The sequence below is a fragment of the Cellulosimicrobium sp. Marseille-Q4280 genome (genome assembly GCF_943181405.1).
Classification (GTDB): Bacteria; Actinomycetota; Actinomycetes; order Actinomycetales; family Cellulomonadaceae; genus Cellulosimicrobium.
Window position 1 is genome coordinate 23,439 of the sequence record NZ_CALPBY010000009.1, and the last position, 20,276, is coordinate 43,714.

The following is a 20,276-nucleotide window of genomic DNA, read 5'->3' on the forward strand; positions in this document are numbered from 1 at the left end:
GTGCGGGGCCTCAGCCGCGCAGGCGCGCACGGTGAGCGCGCACCGCCGCCAGGTCGGGGCCGTGCTGAGCGCCGTGAGCGGCCGCGTCGAGCAGCGCCTGTGCGCGCTCACCGGCACGGGCGCGCTTGCCGCCGCGCAGCCCGATCCGACGGGCCAGGTCGGCCAGCTGGCGGTCGTCGTGCTCGACCGTGCCGTCGCCGGTGACGGCCACGATGCGGGCCTGCCCGTCGCGGATAGCGAACGTCGTGGTCGGACCGACGACCGACGGCGCGAAGATCCGCAGCCGCATCTGCTCGCCGTCGTATGCCTCGGCGAACGTCACGCGGCGCACGGTCGAGCGCAGGCCCTCGGCGGCCGCGGCACGATCGAACGCCGCCGCGGCGTCGTGTCCGGCGACGACGTCGTCGATCAGCGCGTCGAGCTCGCCCTGGTCGACGTCGCCGTACCGGCCCGGTGCGAACACGCTGCGGCTCGTCCAGTTGTCGGGCCAGGACACCCCGACGAAGCGGCGCTCGTCGGTGGTGGAGTCGATGTCGAGCGTGCGGCCAGAGGGGAGGGTGACGGCCAGGGAGAACCTGTCGTGGGCGCTGCGCAGGAACCCCGAGGTCGCCGGGGACTGCGCGACGGCGTCCCCGTGCAGCCCGGCGGCGTGCAGCTGGCCCAGCAGCGGCCGGGCAGCGTCGACCCACCCGCTGTCGGTCGTGCGCGGGGTGCGCACGCGCAGGTGCTCGCCGATCACGGCCCAACCCGCCTGGTCGTCGTAGGACGTGATCGCCAGCGCCCGGTCAACCCCGGCGGGGTGCTGCCAGGTGTCGGCGTCGGCGCGGTGAGCGGACGCCGCGACGGGTCCGGTGAGGTCCGCGGCGGACTCGCCGCGCGCGCCGGTCGTGAACTGGCCGCCGGTGCGCACTCCGGCCGGGACGCGGGTCTGCTCGCTCATGGCAGGTAGATGTGCGGTGCCCGGGCACGGCAGAGCCCGCCGGCGTCGCGGTGACACCGGCGGGCTCTGCTCCTGCTGGAGGCTAGACGAGCGTCGGGCGCGGCAGCACCCAGGACGTCGCGCCGGTGTCGAAGTCCAGCCAGTTGCCGCTCGCGGGCAGTCGCCACGAGGACAGGTCCTGGTTGAAGGACGTGGCGCCCTGGAACATCGACGGCAGCCCGGAGGTGATGTTGGAGACGTTCCAGCCGGAGATGTCCTGGTTGAACGCGGTGGCGTCGCGGAACATCGACGACATCTGGGTCGCGCTCGAGGTGTCCCACCCGCCGATGTCCTGGTTGAACGACGTCGCGCTCGCGAACATGGTGCCGAACAGCCGCACGCTGGACACGTCCCAGCCAGAGATGTCGCCGTTGAAGGAGGTGGCGCCGCTGAACGCTCCCGCGAGGTTCGTCGCCGAGCTCGGCTTCCAGGTGCTGACGTCACCGTTGAACGAGGTGGCGCCGTTGAACGCGTTGGCCATGATCGTCACGTTCGACACGTCCCACCCGGACAGGTCCTGGTCGAACGCGGTGGCCCGCATGAACGTCTGCGACATGTTCGTCACGCTCGAGGTGTCCCACGTGCTCACGTCACCGTCGAACGCGCTCGCGCCGAAGAACGTGGTCTGCAGCGAGGTCACGTCCGAGGTGTCCCAGTGGTCCAGGTCGCCGTCGAAGGTCGCGTTGTTGTTGAACGCGAACGCCAGGGTCGTCGGGGCGACGTCCCAGCCGGACAGGTCGTTGTCGAAGGCGGCCTTGCTGCCCGCCATGACGTGCGACAGGTCCTTGGCGGTGGACGGGACCTCCGCGATGCGGGTCACTGCCGAGGAGCCGTTGAACGCACCGGACAGGTTCGTCGTGCCGGTCCCGTCGTCCCAGCGCTCGACCGAGGTCAGGCACCGCTGGTCGGACATGGGGTTCGCGCCGTTGCCGAGCTTGAGGAACTGGCCGTCGATCGTGACCTGGTGCTCACCGGCGCTGGCGTAGGTGTGCGACGCGCTGTCGACCAGAGGCTCGACGGTGCCGTCGCCCCAGTCGATGGTGGCGCCGTCGACGACGCCGCTGATGGGCAGGGCGACGTTGCCGTCCGAGCAGGCCGGCAGCGCGGTGCTGTAGGTGGCCTGCATGATCCGGCCGGAGTCGGTCGGGCCCGGGTCGACAGGGGCGCGCTCGTCGGTCTGCTCGGCGTCGAAGATCCACTCGAGGTTCGCTGTCGCGCCGCTGTAGGACAGGTCGGCGCCGTAGTCGAACCCCACGACCAGGCAGACCACGGTCTCGTCCCCGGCAGCGAGGTAGGCGTCACCGGCGCCGCGGAACGTCTCGCCCAGGTCGGTCCAGCCGCCGGTCGCCAGCAGGGAGCCCGAGGCGTCTGCGCCGGGCGCGCACGACGCGTCGTCGGCGACCGGGAAGGTACGGGTCGTGAGCCGCTCAGCGAGCTTGCCGGCGTCGGCGACACGTACGGACGGCGTCCACGCCAGTGGCGTGGTGCCGGAGTTCGTCAGGTGCAGCGGGTTGGCGACGACGTCGCCCGGTGCCATGTCGCGCACCTGGAACAGCTGCGTGGCGGGGGCAGCGACCAGGTCCAGGGAGCCGGACGTGAAGGAGTTCGCGTCGACGACCTCACGGTCGGTGAACAGCGCGCTGGTGCCGGCTGCGCCCGCGGCGACGACCGCGGTGGCGGCCAGCAGCGCTGTGGCGCGCCTGCGCCGGGTGGGGGTGGAGCTCATGGTTCTCGCTTCCGGGTCGAGGGCATGCGAAAGCGTCGGGAGGACCCGACGTGGAGTAGATGTGCGGGACGGCTCATGTCGGGGACGAGACGCCCGTCACGACCGGCCGGAGGCGAGGTTCAGCAGCGTGATCTGGTCGCCGGGCGTCAGGGCCTGGAGCTCGATGCGCTCCATGTTCACCGCGACGTTCTCCCGGGCCCGGGCGCCCCAGGCGAGCAGCGCCTGCTGGTCCTCGAAGTCGAACTCCGGGCCCTCGTACTCGCCGAGGTCGAAGGAGTTCGAGGCCTGCTCGTCCTCGGGGTAGATGGTCACCGGGTCGTACCCGGGGACCTCGACGTCCAGCTGCCACTCGGCGGCCGGGTCGTCGTTGAACCGGGAGAACGACACCGTCGGGGCGGGCAGGGTGGGCGGCCACGGCGGCATGGCGGCCTCGGCGGTCTCGCGCAGCTCGACGGCGGCGTTGAGGTGCAGGTCGGTGCCGGCACCCGGGCCGCGCTTCTTGGGCCGCAGGGCGCGGGGCGCCCCGCCGGGGGCTGCGGAAGCGAGAACGGCGGTGGTGGCCTCGTGGTCGAGCACCTGGGTCTGCACGGCGTGCAGCGCGGACGCGAGGTTGGTGTGCACGGCGTTAGCCCACGCGTAGACGCCGCGGGTCTGGTCCTCGTCCAGCCCGGACTCGCAGAAGTAGTGCTCGTTCCAGGTCGACCCGCCGGGGTAGACCTCGACCATGCCGGCGGGCATGTGGACGAACAGGACCAGCCGGTCGGAGTCGACGTCGCGCTGGAAGCCGAGGTCGGGCGGAGCCACGCCGTCCGGCAGCGGCGGCAGCTCGCGCATCGCGGCGGCCGGGACGGTCACGGTGCGGCGCACGGTCAGGGTCGGTGCGGCGATGTCGACCGCGGACTCGCCGCGGACGCCGGCGGCGAACTGGCCGCCGGTGGACACGCCGGCGGGGACCCGGCCCTGGTTCGGTGCGCTCATGCTCCAGTAGATGTGCGGGGACCGGGCGCTCGCGCCTCGCATCGGCGGCCGGCGGTGCCTTCGGGGCCGTCAGAGAGAGCTGGCCCACACCTCGAGCGGGCCGGACTCCTCGGGGGTCTGCAGCGGCGCGGCCGGTGCGGTCTGCGTGGCGTCGAACACCCACTGCAGGGTCGCGCTCGCCCCGGCGTACTCGGCGGGCGCGTCGCGGTCGAGCGTGACGAGCAGGCACACGGTGGCCAGCTGTCCGGGCGCGAGCGCCGTGGGGGCGCCCTGGCCAGTGAACGTCGCGGCGGGGTCGGCCCAGCCGGGCGTCGCGAGCAGGGAGGCGTCCGGTGCGGTCTGCGGTGTGCAGGCGGCCCGGTCCGTCACGGGGATCGTCTGGGTGCTCAGCACCGCGGCGAGGGCCCCGTCGTCGGCCACGTGCACGGACGGGGTCCAGGTCAGGTCGGCGGTGCCGGCGTTGGTGAGCTCGACGGGGTAGGCGACGGTGTCGCCGGGCGCCATGTCGTGCACGCGGAACGCCGTGTGGGCCGGGGAGGCGGTCAGGTCCAGACGGCCGGAGGAGAACGTCCCGGCCTGCACCTGCTCGACCTCGTGGAACCGCGCCGTGGTGCCGGGTGTGCCCAGGGCGATCAGCCCGGCCGTGACGGCGGCGAGCGCGAGCACGCGACGGCGCGCGGATGCTGCTTCGCTCATGGGATTCGCTCTCGAGATGGTGGACGGCGGGCGGCGGGGGAGTGGCGCCGTGGGGCGGCGACACCTGGTAGATGTGCGGCGCCGGGGCGCAACGAGACGGGGCCGGCGCGACCCGAGCAGGTCACGACGGCCCCGAACGCCGGTGCGAGCGAGCCCTACAGCCGGGCGGAGGACTCCCCGCGCCCGCGGGTGGTGAACTGCCCGCCGGTGCGCACGCCCGCCGGGACGCGCCCGGCCCCGGCCCCGCCGCGCGAGCGCGCCCGGCCGCCGTAGGTGGCGCGCATCTGGCGCTCGAAGGCCTTCTTGCCGGGGAAGTCCTCGGCGCGCACGAGCTTGCCGGTGGAGTCCCGGTACGGCTGGGTGCGCATGTACGCCTCGGGGTCGGCCGCGCCGACCGGGCCGAAGCCGGAGGTGATGTAGGACCCGCCCATGCCGACGTTCTCGCGCCCGGCGTCCTCGTTGAACTCGTCGTTGCCCATGAGGGTGCCGCCGGTGCCGCGGGTCCAGCGGACCTTGCCGATCTCGGCGAACAGCGTCTGGGCGAGCGGGTCGGAGTGCGCGCGCTCGACCTGGTGGTTGTTGTGGCCGGTGGCCCAGTGCACCGAGCTGGTCTCGCGGTCGAAGGTGATGGACCCCTCGCTGGCGACCGGCCAGCTGGTGGTGCGGTTGGTCGGGTAGTCCATGTCGGCGACCTGCACGCGGCGCGGCTTGCCGGGCGCGTACGCGCGGGTCTGCGGGTCGTACCTGCCTGCGGCCACCTGGCGCAGCTTGTCGAGCGTGTCGCTCAGGATCTGCTGCTTGGCGGCGAGCCGGTTGCGCTCGGACGCGGGGGCACCCCAGCCGAGGCGCTCCTGGCGCCGGGTGAGGTCGGCGTAGGCGGCGCTGCTGTGCTCGTTGAGCGCGGCGTTGTACGCCTCGGGGTCGGTCTGCTGCTTGCGGGTCAGGCCCTTCCAGAACGCCTGCGCCTGCTCGAACGACGCCTCCTTGGCCTTGCGGTCGGCTGTCTCGACGGACTTGCGCAGGCGCGAGAACTCCGCGCTCGGCAGCTTGATGGTGCCAGTCTCCCAGCCGTACGCGGTCATGCCGTGCTCGCCTCCCCAGGCTGTGGTGTGCCCGGTAGATGTGCGGCGCCGGCCGGGCCGGCGGGTGCGTCCGCACATCGGTAGAGCATGGAGATCACCGGCTTCTACGTCTCGGTCCGCTCAGGTCCTCGCCGCGGCCTGCTGCTGGGCCCGTTCCCTACGCTCGAGGACGCCGAGAGCGCTGTCGAGCTCGGCCGGCAGTGCGCGCAGGAGGTCGACCAGATGGCGACGTTCTACGAGTTCGGCACGGCCAAGGTCACCCGGGTCAGCACGCGGGCGCTGCGCCCGGGGCTGCTGAACCGCGTGGCGTCGCGTCGCGGGGTCGACCTGGCGCTGATCGCGTCCTGACCCCAGCGCGAAGGCCCGGACCCCGTGGTGGTGGGTCCGGGCCTTCGTCGTGCTCGCGCCGGGCAGCTCAGACCTCGTTGGCCTCCATCTCGTAGGCGCGGTGGTCGCCGTCCTCGTCGCGCTCGACCTCGGCCTGCTCCACGGCGCGGTCGAACACGTCGTGCGGGTCCAGGCCGCGCGAGCGGGCGTAGTGGATCAGGTCGGTCAGGGCGTCCTTGACCGCGGTCTGCGGCTCCTTCTCGACCTCGTCGGCCCAGGCGCGCAGGACGCCGGCGGCCCTCTGCGCGCCGACCTCGACGTTGTGGCCGGAGTCCTTGTAGGCGTTGCGCTCGGCGCTCGGGTCCCCGCCCAGGGCGACCGTGATGACCTCGTCCTCGATCTCGGGCTTGATCCGGTCCTCGACGATGAAGGCGGCGGCGTCGAGGTTCGTGCGCAGTGCCTTGCCGTAGGCGATCAGGGCGTCGCGCTGGGACGTCGAGACCTCCTCGCCCTGGTACAGGCCGTGGTCGAACGTGTGGCCGTCGTCCCAGAAGCTCACCTCGTCGGTGTGCTCGGTGTAGACGGTCAGCGTGACCTGGTTCGTCTCGGGGTCGCGGGCGTAGGACAGCGTCGGCTCGCCGAGCGAGGCCGGGAACGGCGGCGGCGCGTCGAGCGGGGAGGGGACGGCGACCTTGGCGTGCACGTCGAGCCGGTGGTCGCGCTGGCGGCCGGTGCCGAGCGAGGCGCCGGACTCCCCGCGCGCAGAGGTGGAGAACTGCCCGCCGGTGGTGACGCCGGCCGGGACGCGGGACGGGTTGGTGGAGGTGCTCATGGGCAGTAGATGTGCGGAGGGGCCGGCCGGTCAGGCGCCTGCGTGCAGGGTGGAGGTCCACAGGTCCTCGGCGTACGCGCCGGCCGCGCGCAGCGCGTCGACCACCTGCTCCTGCTCGACGTCGCTCAGCGAGCCGAACCCGCCGAGCAGCACGACGGCGTTCTCGTCCGAGTCGCCGGGCGCCCAGTCGCGGACCGCCGCCTCGACGCCGCCGAGCGCGAGCATCCGCATGCGCAGGTCGGTGCGCTCGTCGCGCGAGCGCGGCTGGGGCAGGGGCGCGTCGCGCAGCACGGCGACCGCGGTCCAGGCCTGGCGGCGGGCCGAGGCGGCGTCCAGGCGCTTGCGAGTTGCACCGGCGCCGTAGGCCATCTCGACGCGGACCTCGTCGGCGTCGTACAGGGCCTCGTCGGCGGCCGGCACGACGGTCGCGTCGAACTGCGCGAGGTCGTCGGTCAGGGTCGTGGACCGGGTGTGCTGGAACCCTCGGGTGGGGCGGTGGCGCTGGTCGGCCCAGGTCTCGCGCAGCCGCTGCGCCTCGGCGTCGATCTCGGCTCCGGTGAGCTCGCGCCCGAGCTGCTGGGTGCGGGCCTCGCCCCAGTCGTCCAGGAGCTTGCGGGCGCGCTGGTCGACGGGGGACGTCTGGCCGCGGCGCAGGCCGACGACGGCGTTGTGGGCCAGGGTGTTCACCCAGGTCTGGCTGGCGCCGTTGGTGGCGCGCAGCGCCTCGACGACGGTGTCCTGGGCGAGGTCCTCGACGTCGTGGTCGTTGATCTCGAACGGGTCGACGTCGGCTCGGGCCTTGGCGCCGGCCCAGTACCGCACGCCCTCGTTCGCCTGGCGCATCAGGTTGCGGCCGCGGGCCTCGAGCACCAGGTTGGCCTCGGCGCGGGCGGAGGTGGCGAACTGGCCGCCGGTGCGCACGCCGGCGGGGACTCGGGCGGGGGCGAGGGTGCTCATGGCCGGTAGATGTGCGGAGCCCCGCCAGCGCGTGGCTGGCGGGGCTGCGTGGCTCACAGGCAGTGCGGGCAGTCGCCCTGCTTGCCGGTCTCGTCGGGGGCGTGGTCACCGTTGGCGTGCTCCCGAATGAGCTGGGAGAGCCGAGGTTCGGCGACGGTGACAGGCGCGGGCGGTGCGATGGTGTCCATGCCCGGGTAGATGTGCGGGGGCGGCCTCAGGCGGCCACGAGCTCACCGACCGGCTCGGCCGGGGCCTGCTCCGGGTCGCCGGTCGGGGCGGTCGGCGGGTAGAGGCCGATGCGGTGGCCGTACTCGTGGTCGATCCGAGCGATCGTGGCCAGGTCGGCGCTGCGGGCGCTGTGCGGCCAGCCGCACGGGGTGCAGCGCGAGGTGACGACGTCGCCGACCGTGGCGACCTTCCAGCCGGGCACGTACCGGCCGCCGGCGGCGGACGGGGCGGCCATCAGCGCTCACCGTCCTGCGCGGACCAGGACAGCAGGGGTGCGCTGGCGTCCTCGCCCAGCAGCTCCTCGTACTCGGTGAGCTCGTCCATCGCCTGGGTGCGCGCCAGGCTCACGCGGGTGGTGGTGCCGTCGGCGCGGGTCACGTCGGCGTTCCCGTCGTAGGTCATGCGCCAGCCGCCGTCCTCGCGCTCGGTGCTCGCGACCCAGGCGACCGCGTCGGGCACGGCGGCGCGCACGGCCTCGTCGACCGCGGAGCGGGCGGCGGCGGACTCGTAGTCGGACACGATGACCCGGGCGGCGAGCACGGCGCGCACGTCGAGCTTCCAGGTGTCGCCGATCTCGTCCTGGCCGCCGGGCACCGCGTGCTTGGTCCAGGTGGCGCCGCCGTCGGGGTGGCGCATGTCGCTGGTGGCGGTGTAGGAGTCCTCGAACCCCCACTCGGGGTCGGACAGGTCGTTGCCGTCGGCGTCCAGGACCTTGGAGGCGTACATCTCGTTGTCGCCCTGGTCGGAGATGCCGAGCACGACGTGGGTGGCGTCCGGGTGCTGGACGAGCGCGTCGCGGGCGAGCACGTGCATGGCGTACGTCTCGCAGTCGGCGACGGCCTCGGCATAGGCGATGGAGCTCGTGCCGGCCTCGCGCGCCTCGCGGTAGCGCTCCTGGGCCAGCTCGCGCCGGTACTGGACGTCGGGCAGGGACGCGGCGGCGCGCTCGGCGTCGGTGCGCTGGATCAGCACGGAAGCTTCGCCCCGCGCCTTGGTCGCGAACTGGCCGCCGGTGCTGACGCCGGAGGGCGTGCGGGGGTGAGCCGCGGAGTCGAAGGAGGTCATGCCCCGTAGATGTGCGGGCGATCTCGGTCGTGGCGGGCCCGGCGGGCCCTGCGGGGTGCTGCGGAGTGCTGCAGAGCTGGATCTGGGTCTCTCCGTCGGCTTCTCCGTTGGTCCGCTGGACCCGTTTGCCCTGGTCAGGGGCCCTCTTAGGGGGTCCCTCTAGGGGTACTACGGAGTAACGGAGACGAAATCGTAGTCGTATAAGGGGGGAGTACACAGACACCCCTCTACCCCCTGAGGGGCGGGCCCCCAAGGGGTGGGCCAAGAGAGTGATTCTCTCGTTCCCTATAGGGGGGACGGGGGAAATCTGGCTCCGTTGCTCCGCAGGTCCGTTTTCGGGCCCTGACCTGCGCAAACGCCTGCGGAGAGGTCTGCGGACGCTGCGGAGTTGCCGGTCCGCAGCGCGCAGGAACCGGGCGAAACACCCAAACCGGGCGTCGTGTCGTGCTGCGCGTGCTTGACCGGCGCTGCTACGCTCGTCGCGCCCGAGCGGGCACCGGAGCGAGGGACGGCGAGCGTAGCAGGCCCCTGATCCGGTGCCGATCCGCACATTCGCGGCCCCACCTCCCGCACTGCCGCGGGGCACGGGCCCCGATCCCCGCCAGGCCCCGCGAGCGAGCATCAGCCTGCGCAGCGCACCTCGCCGCCCACGTGCGACCACCCCGAGCCGGCGTTCGCCATCGAGCTGTCGCACAGCGGGCACAGCGCCGCACCGGGCCCGTCCTGCAGCTGACCGGCCTCGTCACGCACGTCCGTGCTCGCCGACACCGCGCACTCCCGGCGGTCGCCCTCGAGCTCCAGCAGCCCGCCGCGCTCGACGTGCTGGAACCCCCGGGCGCCGTCGGCCAGCACCAGGGTCGTGCTCGCCCCGTGGCGCGTGTGCGTGGTGACCTTCGAGCGCGGCGCGGCCAGCACGCGCACCTGCGCGCCCCGCTCCACGCGCACCGACGTCGACCACGGGCGCGCCGCAGCGGCGACCTGCACCCGCCCGGAGATCACCCGCAGCGGAGCCGACCCGCTCTCGTGCTCGACGTGCAGCACCGAGCCGTCCAGCGGTCCGTGCACCTCGAGCATGGTGACCCTGTCCGAGGCGGCCCGGGCCGTGATGACCACGCGCCGCTCGTACCCGTCCGGCGCGCCGCGGCGCAGGTCCAGCTTCTCGGCCAGCTCCCCGGCAGTGCCCGGGCGCACCGTGACGACCTCGACGTCCCCGACCAGCAGCACCCGGGCCTCGGCGCGCGTGCCGGGCGCGAACTGCCCGCCGGTGCTCACCCCGGCCGGCACCCGGCCCCTCACCGGGCCGGGTCCTCGAGCACGTCGACCAGCACGTCCGGGGTGTACCGGCGGCCGTGGTCGGTCGCGACCATCGGGGCGTCGCTCGCGTCACGCGCGATGCGGGCCTCGCCTGCGTCCGGGAACCCGACCGGCACCACGCGGGCGCCGGCGAGCCGGTCCAGGGTGGACTCGTCCAGGCGGACGGTGCGGGTGGTCTGCCCGCGCCACGTGCCCGGCTCGGTGCCCGGCTCCGCCTCGGGCAGGCGCAGGTCCTCGGGCAGCACGGCGATCATCTCCGGGGCGGCCTGCCACCGGCCGACGACGTTCTCCTCGGGCCACGGCACCAGCTGGCCGGCGTACTTCGGGTCGGCGACGCGCTCGTGCGCCGAGGGGTGCACCGGCTCGGCGCCGGTGAGGACCTTCACGTCGTCGTCGGCGAGCCGGTAGCGGATGTGGGCGTTGATCAGGTCGCGCTCGGCCTCACCGATCGCCTCCTCGCCGTCGGCCATCGTCAGGGCGTTGCGGGTCTCCAGGGCGCGGCGCAGCTGGGTCGCGGCGTTGTCGCGGTCGCCGCGGGCGCCGAACAGCGAGATGCGGTGGCTGGCGCGCGACAGCGCGTACCAGCGGTGCCAGCGGATCGCGGCGTCGCGGGCGCCGGCACGGTCCAGGCCCTGCTCGTTGATCTGCCGCTTGAGGCCGGCGATGTCGCGCTCGCCCATGCCCTGCTGCAGGCCGACGGGCACGCCGAGGTCGGCCAGCGACCCGGGCTCGTGCACGCGCGGGCGCGGCGCGGCGGCCAGCTCGACGCCGGACTCCTCGCGGGTCTTGGTCGTGAACTGGCCGCCGGTGGACACGCCTGCAGACGTGCGGGGGTGGGCCGAGGAGTCGAAGGTGCTCATGCCCCCTAGATGTGCGGGGTGAGCGCGCTCAGAACGGCGGGATCGTGCGGTTCATGTCCTCCAGCAGCCGCGCGCACGCGGCCGCGCGGGAGGAGTCCTCGACGCTGGTGATCTGGCTCTCGTGCGAGGCCATCCACCGCACTGTCCCGGCGACGGCGGCCATGTCCAGGCGCCCCGAGGCGTCGCGCACCCGGCGCGCCGGCAGGGTCACCCGGCCGAGCATCGTGTTGTTGCGCGGCTCGATGATCGCCACCCGCAGCAGCGAGGGCCCGTCGACGTCGTCGACCTCCACGGCGACCGGCACGACCCCGGACCACAGGTGGTAGTCCGGGTGGGAGCGGTCCAGGGTCCCGCGGGCGGCCTGGAACCCCTCGGGGCTGGCGGCCTCGGCCTCGGTCAGCGCCAGGGACGCCTGGTGCATCTTGGCCGGCGCGGAGTCGTCGGCCTGGGCGCGCACGAGCAGCTCACGGTCGGACAGCGTGGCGCGGGCCTTGGCGACGCCGAGCACCGTGGTGGACATCAGCGACTCGATGTCGGCCAGGTCCTCCGTGGCGGCGGCAGCTGCGCGGCGCGCGTCGAACGCCTGGCCGGCGTCGGCGACCTGCCCGCCGCGGACCAGGGCCGCTGCCGCGGACGCAGCGCGCGCGGTGTCCTCGACGCGCTGGAACGTCTCGCGGACGCGGTTGGCCAGCGCGGTGGCCTCCAGCCAGGACGAGCGCAGCGCGTCGTCGGCCGCGAGCTCGGGGCCGGTCAGGTGCTCGAAGCGGCCCATGACCTTCTCGAGGATCTCGCGCGCCGCGCCCAGGTCCTCGGCGTCGAGCGCGTCGCGCAGGGAACCGAGGTCGACGGGCGCCTCGGCGCGAGCTCCGGCGGTGAACTGGCCGCCGGTGCGCACACCGGCGGGAACTCGGGCGGTCGTCACAGGTCTCGTCCCATCAGCTCGAAGTCGTGCGCGTCGTGCTCGGCGACGCGCTTGGTGAACACCTCGACGAGGTAGCGCATGTAGGACTCGGCCCGGCCGGGGTCGGCGCCGCACAGGGCGCGCTGCAGGCGCTCGGCGCGGATTCGCGAGGCGCGCTCGCTCAGCGCCCACGGCAGCGGGTCGCGCGAGGAGAACGCCCGCCACCGCGGACGGTTCCCGACCCCGGGCGCAGCCACGAGCGTCAGCCGCTCGCCCTCGACCCGGAACGTGGCGACGGTCGTACCGCGCGGGCGGTCGCGCACGATGGTGACGGGCACCGCCGTGACGTGCTCGTAGGCGCGGGTGGCCGCGGTGATCGCCTCGACGGTCGCGGCCGCGTCGACCATGACCTCCCGGGCGCAGGTCAGCGCCTCCCCGAGCGCGCCGAGCTCGACCGACCATGTCCGGGCGGGCGACTCGGTGCACAGCAGCCAGCCGTTGCCGGTCGGGGTGGGGCAGATCGTCACGGTGCGCGCCCCGGCGAACGTCACGCGCGCGCTCTGACCGGCGACGACCACGCGCACGTGGCCGAGCCCGGTGACCGAGGCCAGCGCCCAGACCAGGTCGCCGGCGTCGGCGAGGTTCGCGGGGTGGACCAGCACCGCTGCCCCCGACAGCCCTTCGAGGATGGAAGGGTCTGCCGCGGGAGCGGTCACGGGGTCGAGCGTGAGGGTCAAGCGGAGGTCTCCTCGTCCTGGCGCAGCGCGGACTCCTCGTCGGCGACCTCGCCCGCGGCGGCAACCAGGGCCTGCAGGTCGTGGCCACCGGCGCGGGCCCAGTGGTGCAGCTCGGTCAGCAGGTCGCGCGCGGAGCCGACCTCGTCGGCGTCGGTGTCGCCGTGGCGGGCACGGAACGCCGCGATGGTCTGAGCGCCGACCTCGCCGGGGGCGGGCTTCTTCTCCGGCAGGGCACCGTCGAGCACCGCGTCGATGTGGATACGCGCCTTGTGGCCGTGCTTGGCCCGGCCGATGATCTCCAGCCCGTTGACCGACCCGTACGGGATCGAGTCCAGCGCGTCGACGAGCAGCTGGGAGACGGCGTCGTCCTCGTCGCCGAGCTCCGCCCAGCCCTCGCTGACGTCGTCACCGTCAGCGTCGAGGACCGTCTGGATCGACATCGCCGTCGAGCCCGGGTCGTACATCTCCTCGATCTCGACGCTCGCGGCGTTCGGGTAGTGCATCCGGACCGCGGCGGCCACGCCGACGGCGCGCAGCGCGGCGGCCTCGTCGGGGCCCGGGTCCACGCCCGCCGTGCCCTGCATGCTGGTTCGGTCGAGGACGGCGTTCAGCCGCTCGCGCAAGATCTCTCGCTCCACGTTGGAGTGCAGCTGGACGCCCGTCGCCTCGCCGTGGGAGGAGGTGGCGAACTGGCCGCCGGTGGACACGCCTGCGGGCACGCGCGAGGTGTTGGTGTTCATGTCCTGGTAGATGTGCGGGGCCAGCTGCAGGTCAGCGCTCCTGCGTCCTGCCGGCGCCGATCGGCGGGTCGTCGGGGTGCAGCGGGCCGACGGTCTCGCGCCACGGGGCGCTCATCCGGTCGTACGCGCCTGCGTCCCAGCCCTCGACCTGGCCGACCTCGTCGCGGGCGAGCAGGGCACGTGCCGAGACCTGGGCGACGATCTGCAGGTCCCGGTCGCGAAGCACGCGCGCCGAGCGCCACGAGGCGACGCCGGCGGCCGCGAGCATCCGGTCGGTGCCGAGCGCGGCCGAGCAGGCGCGCTCGTCGTCGGCGTACCGCTGGTGCTCGCTCGACCCTGGCGCGGCGTCCATCGGCGCGTACGTGCGGGCGCGCAGCTCGCCGGCGGTCGCATCGTCCAGGTCGCCCACCGCGGCGGCCATCGCCTCGGCGAGCGCGCGACCGTCACCGCGGCTGGCGGCCTCGGCCATCGCTACGGCGTGCGCGCGCCCACCTCGGGGCAGCGCGACGGGGGACTCGGCGCGGTGCGAGGGCGCGAACTGCCCGCCGGAGGACACCCCGGCGGGCACGCGCGGGCTCACCGGCTCAGCAGCCGGGACTCGACGACGTCGATCGCCGGGGCCAGGTGCTGGGCGTACAGCTCGGTGACCATGTCGGCGTTCAGGGCGCGCAGGTCGCCGGCGTCCAGGTCGCCGGACTCCAGACGGGCCTCGAGCACCTGGCCGACGATCTCCAGCCCGGCCTCCTCGCACGCCGCGTCCATGTGGGCCAACGCCACGTCCTCGTCGTCGGGCTCGTTGATCTCGAGCACGGGGCGCTCGGCGGCGCGCAGCGCGGCGGCCATGACGTCGGCGGCCGGGCCGATCTCCTGCTCGTACAGGTCGGCCACCTCGTCGGCGTCCAGGTCCGCGTAGGCGTCCGCGGGCACGTCCTCGCGGTTCCAGACCACGCCGAGCACGTCGTGCATGACCGGCAGCCCGGCCTCCTCGGCGACCGCCCGGGTCGTGGGCGGGTAGTCGGGGATCGCGCCGGTCGAGGCGGCGTGGCGGGCGAGCTCGCGGTCGTAGTCGCGCGCGGTGGACTCCCCGGCGCCGGGGCGGCCGCTGATCGACACGGCGGTAGCGACCGTCTCGACCTGGTCGGGCGACCAGTCCGGCTCGGCGGCCAGGGTGCGGGCCAGGCCGTTGAGCGCGACCCAGTCGTCGTACCCGGGCTCGCCCTCGGCGACGGCGTTGGCGTCCATCCACGCGAGCATCTCGTCGTCGTAGGTGTCCTCGGCGTCGCCGGGGTGCGGCCGGCCGGTGTCGGCGATCCGGTCGGCGGCCGCGGACAGGGTGTCGGCGGTGGAGCTGGAGTGGTCGACGACGAGCAGGCGCGCGATGCGGTCCATCGCGGTCGCGTCGGTCCAGTGCCGGGGCGGCGCCGGCGCGAGGGCGACCGGCGCCTCGGCGCGGGCGGAGGTGGAGAACTGGCCGCCGGTGGTGACGCCGGCCGGGACACGGGTCTGAGTGCTCATGCCCGGGTAGATGTGCGGGGCCTTCCCCAGGTCAGCGCCCGACGGTCGCCTCGGGGTCGGCGCGCATGCCCCACCAGCCGTCCTGGCCGGACAGCGCGAGCCCGGCGGTGAGGATGCCGCGTCGCATCGCCTCGGTCGGGGCGGTGCGCACGGACTGCGCCCACTCGGCGCGCGAGGCCTTGGAGGTGCGCTTGGACGTCATCTCCCGGCGCACGGTGTGGAACGTGCTGTTGACGGGCGCGCCGCCGAGCTCGCGCTGCAGGCGGGTCACGACGTAGTCCTCGCGGACCTCTGCGGTGCCGGAGTACAGCGCCATGACGCCGTGGCGGATCCCGGCCTCGAAGTCGGCGTAGCGCTGGGCGGCGGGCGACCCGGGCACCTGCGCGCGGGCCTGCTCGGTGGCCCATGCCTGCCAGCCGGTGACGGTTCGGGCGGCGGCGTGGTCGGCGCGGGCGGAGGCGAGATGGGAGGTCTGCACGGAGGCGATCGCGTCCTCGACCGAGGACGGGTCGTCGTCGAACGGGACGGCGTCGGGGCGGGTCAGGCCGAGCTCGTCGCGCGGGGCGAGCGTGCCGGACGCCCAGGTGGGGTCCTCGTCCTTGTGCGCGGGCCCGCGGATCTCGTCACGCGCGGGCGTCGCAGCCAGGGTGACGTGGGCCTCGGCGCGTGCCGTGGTGGAGAACTGGCCGCCGGTGGTGACCCCTGCCGGGACACGGGACTGGTGCTGGTCGCTCATGGCGAGTAGATGTGCGGGCCAACGCGAAGCGCCCGCCCCGCCGCGGTGAGGCGGCGAGACGGGCGCTGGAGGTGGAAGCTGCGCGTCAGGCGGTGAACGCCGGCTTGGGCAGGTCCCAGTAGTCGGTCCAGACGTCGAAGTTCTCGTGCGTGGTCACGCTGGAGACGTCCCATCCGGACAGGTCGCGGTTGACGCCCGCGTTCGCCTGGAACAGACCATCCATGTTGGTGACCTTCGAGACGTCCCAGTTCTCGATGCCGACCGGGTTCAGGGTCCCGAACCGGAACAGCCCGGCCATGTTCGTGACCTCGGAGGTGTCCCAGCCCGACAGGTCGGAGGTCAGCGCGGAGGCGCTCGACAGGGCGTAGGACAGGTCGGTCACCCCGGCGGGGATCTCGGCGACCGTCGTCATGTTCCGGGCGTTGACGAACGCGCCGGACAGGTTCGTCGTGCCGGTCTCGTCGTCCCAGCGGTCCACGGAGATGAGGCAGGTGCTGCTGTTGGGGATCATCTCGCCGCTGCCGTACGTGTCGAAGGCTCCGTCGATCGTGACGGTGTAGGTGCCCTTGTCGGCGTAGGCGTGGTTGATGTTGTTGGTCAGCGGGGTCGTGGCGCCGTCGCCCCAGTCGACGGTGCCGGCCCGGACGCCGGCGGCCGGCAGCGTGACCGTCTGGGTGGTGCAGCTGGGCGCGGAGAGGTTGTAGGTCAGCGCCATGACGCCGGTGGCGACCGGCTCGGCGATGACCGAGTCGTCCTGCTCGGCGTCGAAGATCCACTCCAGGGTGGCGTCGGTGCCCGAGTAGGTGGTGTCGGCGGTTCGGTCGAACTCGACCGTCAGGCACAGCACCGAGGCGCCCCCGGCGCCGAGCACGCCGCCGACGTCGCCGGTGAACGTGCGGACGAGGTCGTCGCCCCAGCCGGCGGTGTTCAGCACCGAGCCTGCGGCGCTGGCCCCGGGCGTGCAGGAAGCGGCGTCCGGCACGGTGAACGCCTGCGTCTGCAGCACGCGGGCGAGCTCGCCGGCGGTGGTGCGCACCGACGGGGTCCAGTTCAGCTGGACGGTGCCGGAGTTGGTCAGGGTGATCGCCTGGGCGACCCGGTCGCCGGGGGCCATGTCGCGCACGTCGAACGCGTGCGAGGCGGGCGCGGCGGTCAGGTCGAGCGTGCCGGAGGTGAACGTGTTGTCGGCGACGACCTCGGAGTCGGTGAACAGGGCGCTGGTGCCCGCCCCGACCGCGACGGCCGTGACCGCGGCTGCGGCCAGGAGCGCGACGCCGCGACGGCGACGCGTGGTGTTGGTGCTCACGCTGGGCGTGTCCTTCCGTAGAGAGGTCCGGGCGCGACGGTGCTGCGCTCGGGGTGGATCAGCCCCGTAGATGTGCGGCGCCCGGGCACGGCGGCCCATGCCCGGGCGCCGCGGGCCGCTACGCGGTGGCCTGGGTGGCGTCGAACGTCCAGGTCAGCTCGGCCTCGCCGCCGGCGTGCTCGCTGCTGACCGAGCGCTGCATGAGCACCACGAGGCACACGGTGGTCTGCTCGCCTGCGGCCAGCGAGCGCGGCGCGGTGGCGTTGGGCTCCACGGGCGACACCGGCCGGATCGTGGGGTCGGCCATCAGCAGCGGCAGCAGGTCCGTCCCGTCGTCGCACTGCGCGGAGTCCTGGACGGGGAAGGTGATCGCGTGCAGGACCCCACCCAGCGGGCTGGGGTCGGCGAGACCGACGCTGGCGCTCCAGGTGAGGTCGACGGTGCCGCCGTTGGTGAGGGTCAGCGGGCGGGCGATCGCGTCTCCGGGCGCCATGTCGCTCGCGCTGATCGCGGAGGTCTGGGTCCCGGCGGTCAGGTCCATCCACCCAGCGGTGAAGTCGTTGCCGGTGACGGGCTCGGAGTCGGTGAACAGGGCGCTGGTGCTGGCGGCCCCCGCGACGGAGAGCGCGGCGAAGGCGGACAGGAACGCGCCGCCGCGCGGGCGGGCGACCTCGTTGATGCTCACGTGGTGATCCTTCCGATGGATCTGGCGACGTCCCGCCGGTCGGCGGGGTGTCGGTCATCCGGATCGGCCAGGTGAGGTGCGGCGCGAGCGAGGGGGTGAGGAGCAGCGGGGAAGCCGCGGGGCGGGGAACGCCCGGTGGTGCACTGCAGCCGCCCCTCCCGCGAGGGGAGAGGCGGCTGCAGCAGGTGAGGCGGGTCAGCCGTTGTTGGCGGTCTGCTCCGCGTCGAGGGTCAGCGTCAGGGACGCGTCGGCACCCGCGAAGGTGTTGTCCGAGTCCTCCGGGTAGGTGACCTTGAAGTTGAGCGTCTCGGTCTGCGCCGCGCCGAGGACGCGGTCGCCGGCCTGGGGGCCCTCGGCCTTGTCGCCGACCAGCTGCGTCAGCGACGCGGCCGTGCCGTCGAACAGGACCGTGCCGTCGGCGTCGGTGACCTCGAGGTCGAGCGTCTCGCCGAGGTTCTGCCCGCCCTCGGTGATGGCCGAGAACGCGCCCTCGACCGAGTAGCGCAGCTCGAGCGTGCCGCCGTTGCCGACCACGACGTCGAAGTCCGCCGAGTCGCCGGGGAGCATGTTCGGCAGCTCGATCTTCGGGTCGGGCTGGTTCGCCGTGAGGTCGAACGTGCCGGCCGCGAAGGTGTTGTCGCTCACGACCTCCTGGTCGGTGAACAGGGCCGAGGTGCCGGCGGCGCCCGCGCAGGCGATGACCGCGCCGGCGGCGAGGAGGCCGACGACCCGGCGGCGACGCGTGGGCTGCTCGGCGGCGGTGGTGGTGCTGGTGCTCATGGGATCGTGCTTCCTTTCGTTCCACAGCAGGGGGCTGCGGGGCGGCATCCACGCCGACGGCGCGGACGGTCTGTGGGGTCAGGCGTCCTTGCGGCGCCTGGACCAGGTACGCGGGTCCATGAAGGTCCCGCCGAGGGCGACGGCGAGCTCGCCGAGGACGAACCCGGCGACGGCCGGGGCGATCAGCGCGATGCGACCCTCGGTGGTGCGCGTCCAGGTGACGGCCTGGCCCAGCGGGACCTCGCGGTCGCCGGGCGCGGTCCACACGTCGTCGAGGTCGGTGTCCAGGACGCCGATGACGTTCGCGGGGGAGACCGGCGCGGTGTCGGGGTCCTCGTTGGCGTCGCCCTGGGTGCGGTAGAACGTCTTGCCCGCGTCGTCGGTGAACACCTCGATGATGCGGTGGGTGGTCGGCGGCTTGTTGCGGCCCGTCATGAACGTGATCGCCTCGCCGACGGCCAGGTTCTCGGCGTTGATGTCGGTGTCGACCAGGACGGTCGATCGGGTGTGCAGGCCGGGCTCCATCGAGCCGGACAGCACGGAGAACATCTCCATGCCGCGGTTCTGGGCGAGCGTCGGCAGGATGAAGTTGGTGACGAGCAGGACCAGGACGCCGACGGTGACCAGCGCGGAGGTCACCTTGCGCACGGTGCGTGCGGCACGGCTGACGCGGCTGGGGCGCTTGTCGCGCAGGTCGGCGCGCCGGGTGTGCTCGGGGTCGAGCTCGCCGGGAGGGGCGACCTGGTCGGTCTCGGTGTCGTGCGTCAGGGTCATGGGGCCTTCTGGTGCGGGGAGGGGTCGGAGTCGGAGGTGGGGGCCTCCATCTCGAATAGATGTGCGGCGGATCCTCAGCGGCGGATCAGCGGCCCCAGGCGCCCGGTGGCGCGGTCCTCGGACTCCTGACGCAGACGCGCCGCGAACGACGGGGTGAGCCGGGAGGCGTCGAGGGTGACGACCCCGGGGCGCGGCGCGGGGGCCGCGCCGGGCACGGGCGCCGGCGGCGGGGTCCAGCCCGCGAGGGAGACCTGCGACTCGCTGCGAGCGGTCGCGGCGAACTGTCCGCCGGCTCGCACTCCTGCCGGCACGCGTGCGTTGGTGGTCGTCATGGCCCGTAGATGTGCGGGGCCTGTTTCACCCGCCGTGGCGGTCGCGTCCAGGTGCGCGGCGGTCACTGCGCGGCGACCCTCCAGACGGTGCCGCGGCCGGGCTCGATGGCCTCGGCGACGGTGATGCCGTCGGCGCGCAGTGCCTTGATCGCGGTCATCGCGGACGAGCGCCGCGCGGCGCCGTCGGGGCCGGTGCCGAACATGGAGCGGTCGAGCCCGGACAGCAGCGCCTGGGCGAGGTCCTCGTCGAGGTCGTCGCCGAGCAGGGAGATCGCCCGGGCGCGGGAGCGCTCGAGCAGGAACGCCTCGTGCAGCTGGGCGGGGGTGGCGACGCGGTCGGTGGAGTAGCCGGCGGCGGCGAGCTCGGTGAGGGCGAAGTTGGCGAACGCCTCGGCGTTCTCGGGGTCGTGTTCGGCCGCCCAGGCGTCCAGGGTGTCGCGGAACGCCTCGGCGTCGTCGGCGATCTCGCGCAGCTGGGAGTAGGCGTCGTGCTCGTACTCGGCCATGAGGTCGCCGATGTCGGCGAACGGGTCGGCGGCGGCCGGGCTGTTGGCGAGGTCGACGAACTCGCCGGCCTCGAGGTCGGACAGGTCCAGGTGCGCGCCGTCGGCGTCGGTCAGGTCGACCTCGGACTCGGCGAGGGCTCGCACGCCGAATCGCCCGTCGGTGGTTCGGGGCTGGTCTGCTGCCGGGTGGTGCATGGCCCGTAGATGTGCGGCGGCGGCC

Annotated in this window: 25 protein-coding genes; 1 reads left to right on the plus strand and 24 read right to left on the minus strand. The window is 73.9% G+C overall.

What is annotated here, in order from left to right; translation table 11 throughout:
- Window positions 1-10 precede the first annotated feature (10 nt).
- The 5 genes from NFS20_RS20370 to NFS20_RS20390 all read right to left on the minus strand — a co-directional run bounded on the left by NFS20_RS20370 (window position 11) and on the right by NFS20_RS20390 (window position 5,461).
- A complete protein-coding gene (locus NFS20_RS20370; RefSeq protein ID WP_251153628.1) occupies window positions 11-940 on the minus strand; it encodes a hypothetical protein in 930 nt (309 codons plus the stop codon).
- Between the two features lie 82 nt (window positions 941-1,022).
- Window positions 1,023-2,705, minus strand: coding sequence for a TasA family protein (locus NFS20_RS20375; RefSeq protein WP_251153629.1), 1,683 nt, complete (start codon window positions 2,703-2,705; stop codon window positions 1,023-1,025).
- Window positions 2,706-2,801: 96 nt separating this feature from the next.
- Window positions 2,802-3,683: a hypothetical protein gene (locus tag NFS20_RS20380; protein WP_251153630.1), complete on the minus strand. Its 882-nt coding sequence runs from the start codon at window positions 3,681-3,683 to the stop codon at window positions 2,802-2,804.
- Window positions 3,684-3,752: 69 nt separating this feature from the next.
- The gene (locus NFS20_RS20385; protein ID WP_251153631.1) at window positions 3,753-4,379 is read right to left on the minus strand and encodes a TasA family protein; all 627 of its coding nucleotides are present in this window, start codon (window positions 4,377-4,379) and stop codon (window positions 3,753-3,755) included.
- Window positions 4,380-4,534: 155 nt separating this feature from the next.
- Entirely contained in the window at window positions 4,535-5,461 is a 927-nt protein-coding gene (locus NFS20_RS20390; RefSeq protein ID WP_251153632.1) for a hypothetical protein, read from the minus strand.
- A gap of 87 nt (window positions 5,462-5,548) precedes the next feature.
- Between NFS20_RS20390 and NFS20_RS20395 the strand changes: the two genes are divergently transcribed.
- A complete protein-coding gene (locus NFS20_RS20395) occupies window positions 5,549-5,809 on the plus strand; it encodes a hypothetical protein (RefSeq protein WP_251153633.1) in 261 nt (86 codons plus the stop codon).
- A 67-nt stretch (window positions 5,810-5,876) separates the two neighbouring features.
- On the opposite strand, the gene NFS20_RS20400 is transcribed toward NFS20_RS20395, so the two are convergent.
- The 19 genes from NFS20_RS20400 to NFS20_RS20485 all read right to left on the minus strand — a co-directional run bounded on the left by NFS20_RS20400 (window position 5,877) and on the right by NFS20_RS20485 (window position 20,200).
- Entirely contained in the window at window positions 5,877-6,620 is a 744-nt protein-coding gene (locus NFS20_RS20400) for a hypothetical protein (protein WP_251153634.1), read from the minus strand.
- 30 nt (window positions 6,621-6,650) lie between these two features.
- A complete protein-coding gene (locus NFS20_RS20405; protein ID WP_251153635.1) occupies window positions 6,651-7,577 on the minus strand; it encodes a hypothetical protein in 927 nt (308 codons plus the stop codon).
- A gap of 53 nt (window positions 7,578-7,630) precedes the next feature.
- On the minus strand, window positions 7,631-7,765 hold the full coding sequence (locus NFS20_RS22200) for a hypothetical protein (RefSeq protein ID WP_285821163.1): 135 nt from the start codon (window positions 7,763-7,765) through the stop codon (window positions 7,631-7,633).
- A 26-nt stretch (window positions 7,766-7,791) separates the two neighbouring features.
- The gene (locus NFS20_RS20410) at window positions 7,792-8,040 is read right to left on the minus strand and encodes a hypothetical protein (RefSeq protein WP_251153636.1); all 249 of its coding nucleotides are present in this window, start codon (window positions 8,038-8,040) and stop codon (window positions 7,792-7,794) included.
- Window positions 8,040-8,870, minus strand: a complete 831-nt coding sequence (locus NFS20_RS20415; protein WP_251153637.1) for a hypothetical protein — start codon at window positions 8,868-8,870, stop codon at window positions 8,040-8,042. The genes NFS20_RS20410 and NFS20_RS20415 overlap by 1 nt, the downstream gene beginning before the upstream one ends.
- Window positions 8,871-9,491: 621 nt before the next feature.
- Window positions 9,492-10,166 (minus strand): hypothetical protein, encoded by a 675-nt coding sequence (locus NFS20_RS20420; RefSeq protein ID WP_251153638.1) that lies wholly within the window; start codon window positions 10,164-10,166, stop codon window positions 9,492-9,494.
- Window positions 10,163-11,044, minus strand: coding sequence for a hypothetical protein (locus tag NFS20_RS20425; protein ID WP_251153639.1), 882 nt, complete (start codon window positions 11,042-11,044; stop codon window positions 10,163-10,165). Before NFS20_RS20425 ends, NFS20_RS20420 begins: the two co-directional genes overlap by 4 nt.
- A gap of 28 nt (window positions 11,045-11,072) precedes the next feature.
- Complete coding sequence (locus NFS20_RS20430; protein WP_251153640.1) at window positions 11,073-11,966, minus strand: hypothetical protein; 894 nt, start codon at window positions 11,964-11,966, stop codon at window positions 11,073-11,075.
- The gene (locus NFS20_RS20435; protein WP_251153641.1) at window positions 11,963-12,682 is read right to left on the minus strand and encodes a hypothetical protein; all 720 of its coding nucleotides are present in this window, start codon (window positions 12,680-12,682) and stop codon (window positions 11,963-11,965) included. Before NFS20_RS20435 ends, NFS20_RS20430 begins: the two co-directional genes overlap by 4 nt.
- Entirely contained in the window at window positions 12,679-13,422 is a 744-nt protein-coding gene (locus tag NFS20_RS20440) for a hypothetical protein (protein WP_251153642.1), read from the minus strand. Before NFS20_RS20440 ends, NFS20_RS20435 begins: the two co-directional genes overlap by 4 nt.
- A gap of 31 nt (window positions 13,423-13,453) precedes the next feature.
- Window positions 13,454-14,002, minus strand: a complete 549-nt coding sequence (locus NFS20_RS20445; protein WP_251153643.1) for a hypothetical protein — start codon at window positions 14,000-14,002, stop codon at window positions 13,454-13,456.
- On the minus strand, window positions 13,999-14,937 hold the full coding sequence (locus tag NFS20_RS20450) for a hypothetical protein (RefSeq protein WP_251153644.1): 939 nt from the start codon (window positions 14,935-14,937) through the stop codon (window positions 13,999-14,001). The genes NFS20_RS20445 and NFS20_RS20450 overlap by 4 nt, the downstream gene beginning before the upstream one ends.
- Before the next feature lie 31 nt (window positions 14,938-14,968).
- A complete protein-coding gene (locus tag NFS20_RS20455) occupies window positions 14,969-15,673 on the minus strand; it encodes a hypothetical protein (protein WP_251153645.1) in 705 nt (234 codons plus the stop codon).
- Between the two features lie 85 nt (window positions 15,674-15,758).
- Window positions 15,759-16,979 (minus strand): TasA family protein, encoded by a 1,221-nt coding sequence (locus NFS20_RS20460; protein ID WP_251153646.1) that lies wholly within the window; start codon window positions 16,977-16,979, stop codon window positions 15,759-15,761.
- Between the two features lie 118 nt (window positions 16,980-17,097).
- A complete protein-coding gene (locus tag NFS20_RS20465) occupies window positions 17,098-17,664 on the minus strand; it encodes a TasA family protein (RefSeq protein WP_251153647.1) in 567 nt (188 codons plus the stop codon).
- A 195-nt stretch (window positions 17,665-17,859) separates the two neighbouring features.
- Window positions 17,860-18,444, minus strand: coding sequence for a TasA family protein (locus NFS20_RS20470; protein WP_251153648.1), 585 nt, complete (start codon window positions 18,442-18,444; stop codon window positions 17,860-17,862).
- Window positions 18,445-18,522: 78 nt separating this feature from the next.
- A complete protein-coding gene (locus tag NFS20_RS20475; protein ID WP_251153649.1) occupies window positions 18,523-19,218 on the minus strand; it encodes a signal peptidase I in 696 nt (231 codons plus the stop codon).
- 74 nt (window positions 19,219-19,292) lie between these two features.
- Window positions 19,293-19,550, minus strand: coding sequence for a hypothetical protein (locus NFS20_RS20480; RefSeq protein ID WP_251153650.1), 258 nt, complete (start codon window positions 19,548-19,550; stop codon window positions 19,293-19,295).
- A 62-nt stretch (window positions 19,551-19,612) separates the two neighbouring features.
- Entirely contained in the window at window positions 19,613-20,200 is a 588-nt protein-coding gene (locus NFS20_RS20485) for a hypothetical protein (protein ID WP_251153651.1), read from the minus strand.
- Between the last annotated feature and the right edge of the window lie 76 nt (window positions 20,201-20,276).

Excerpts from the sequence above, each read along its gene's own strand:
- NFS20_RS20370 (WP_251153628.1), bottom strand. The coding sequence starts at position 940 with ATGAGCGAGCAGACCCGCGTCCCGGCCGGAGTGCGCACCGGCGGCCAG.
- NFS20_RS20375 (WP_251153629.1), bottom strand. The coding sequence starts at position 2,705 with ATGAGCTCCACCCCCACCCGGCGCAGGCGCGCCACAGCGCTGCTGGCC.
- NFS20_RS20380 (WP_251153630.1), bottom strand. The coding sequence starts at position 3,683 with ATGAGCGCACCGAACCAGGGCCGGGTCCCCGCCGGCGTGTCCACCGGC.
- NFS20_RS20385 (WP_251153631.1), bottom strand. The coding sequence starts at position 4,379 with ATGAGCGAAGCAGCATCCGCGCGCCGTCGCGTGCTCGCGCTCGCCGCC.
- NFS20_RS20390 (WP_251153632.1), bottom strand. The coding sequence starts at position 5,461 with ATGACCGCGTACGGCTGGGAGACTGGCACCATCAAGCTGCCGAGCGCG.
- NFS20_RS20395 (WP_251153633.1), top strand. The coding sequence starts at position 5,549 with ATGGAGATCACCGGCTTCTACGTCTCGGTCCGCTCAGGTCCTCGCCGC.
- NFS20_RS20400 (WP_251153634.1), bottom strand. The coding sequence starts at position 6,620 with ATGAGCACCTCCACCAACCCGTCCCGCGTCCCGGCCGGCGTCACCACC.
- NFS20_RS20405 (WP_251153635.1), bottom strand. The coding sequence starts at position 7,577 with ATGAGCACCCTCGCCCCCGCCCGAGTCCCCGCCGGCGTGCGCACCGGC.
- NFS20_RS22200 (WP_285821163.1), bottom strand. The coding sequence starts at position 7,765 with ATGGACACCATCGCACCGCCCGCGCCTGTCACCGTCGCCGAACCTCGG.
- NFS20_RS20410 (WP_251153636.1), bottom strand. The coding sequence starts at position 8,040 with ATGGCCGCCCCGTCCGCCGCCGGCGGCCGGTACGTGCCCGGCTGGAAG.
- NFS20_RS20415 (WP_251153637.1), bottom strand. The coding sequence starts at position 8,870 with ATGACCTCCTTCGACTCCGCGGCTCACCCCCGCACGCCCTCCGGCGTC.
- NFS20_RS20425 (WP_251153639.1), bottom strand. The coding sequence starts at position 11,044 with ATGAGCACCTTCGACTCCTCGGCCCACCCCCGCACGTCTGCAGGCGTG.
- NFS20_RS20440 (WP_251153642.1), bottom strand. The coding sequence starts at position 13,422 with ATGAACACCAACACCTCGCGCGTGCCCGCAGGCGTGTCCACCGGCGGC.
- NFS20_RS20450 (WP_251153644.1), bottom strand. The coding sequence starts at position 14,937 with ATGAGCACTCAGACCCGTGTCCCGGCCGGCGTCACCACCGGCGGCCAG.
- NFS20_RS20455 (WP_251153645.1), bottom strand. The coding sequence starts at position 15,673 with ATGAGCGACCAGCACCAGTCCCGTGTCCCGGCAGGGGTCACCACCGGC.
- NFS20_RS20470 (WP_251153648.1), bottom strand. The coding sequence starts at position 18,444 with ATGAGCACCAGCACCACCACCGCCGCCGAGCAGCCCACGCGTCGCCGC.
- NFS20_RS20475 (WP_251153649.1), bottom strand. The coding sequence starts at position 19,218 with ATGACCCTGACGCACGACACCGAGACCGACCAGGTCGCCCCTCCCGGC.
- NFS20_RS20480 (WP_251153650.1), bottom strand. The coding sequence starts at position 19,550 with ATGACGACCACCAACGCACGCGTGCCGGCAGGAGTGCGAGCCGGCGGA.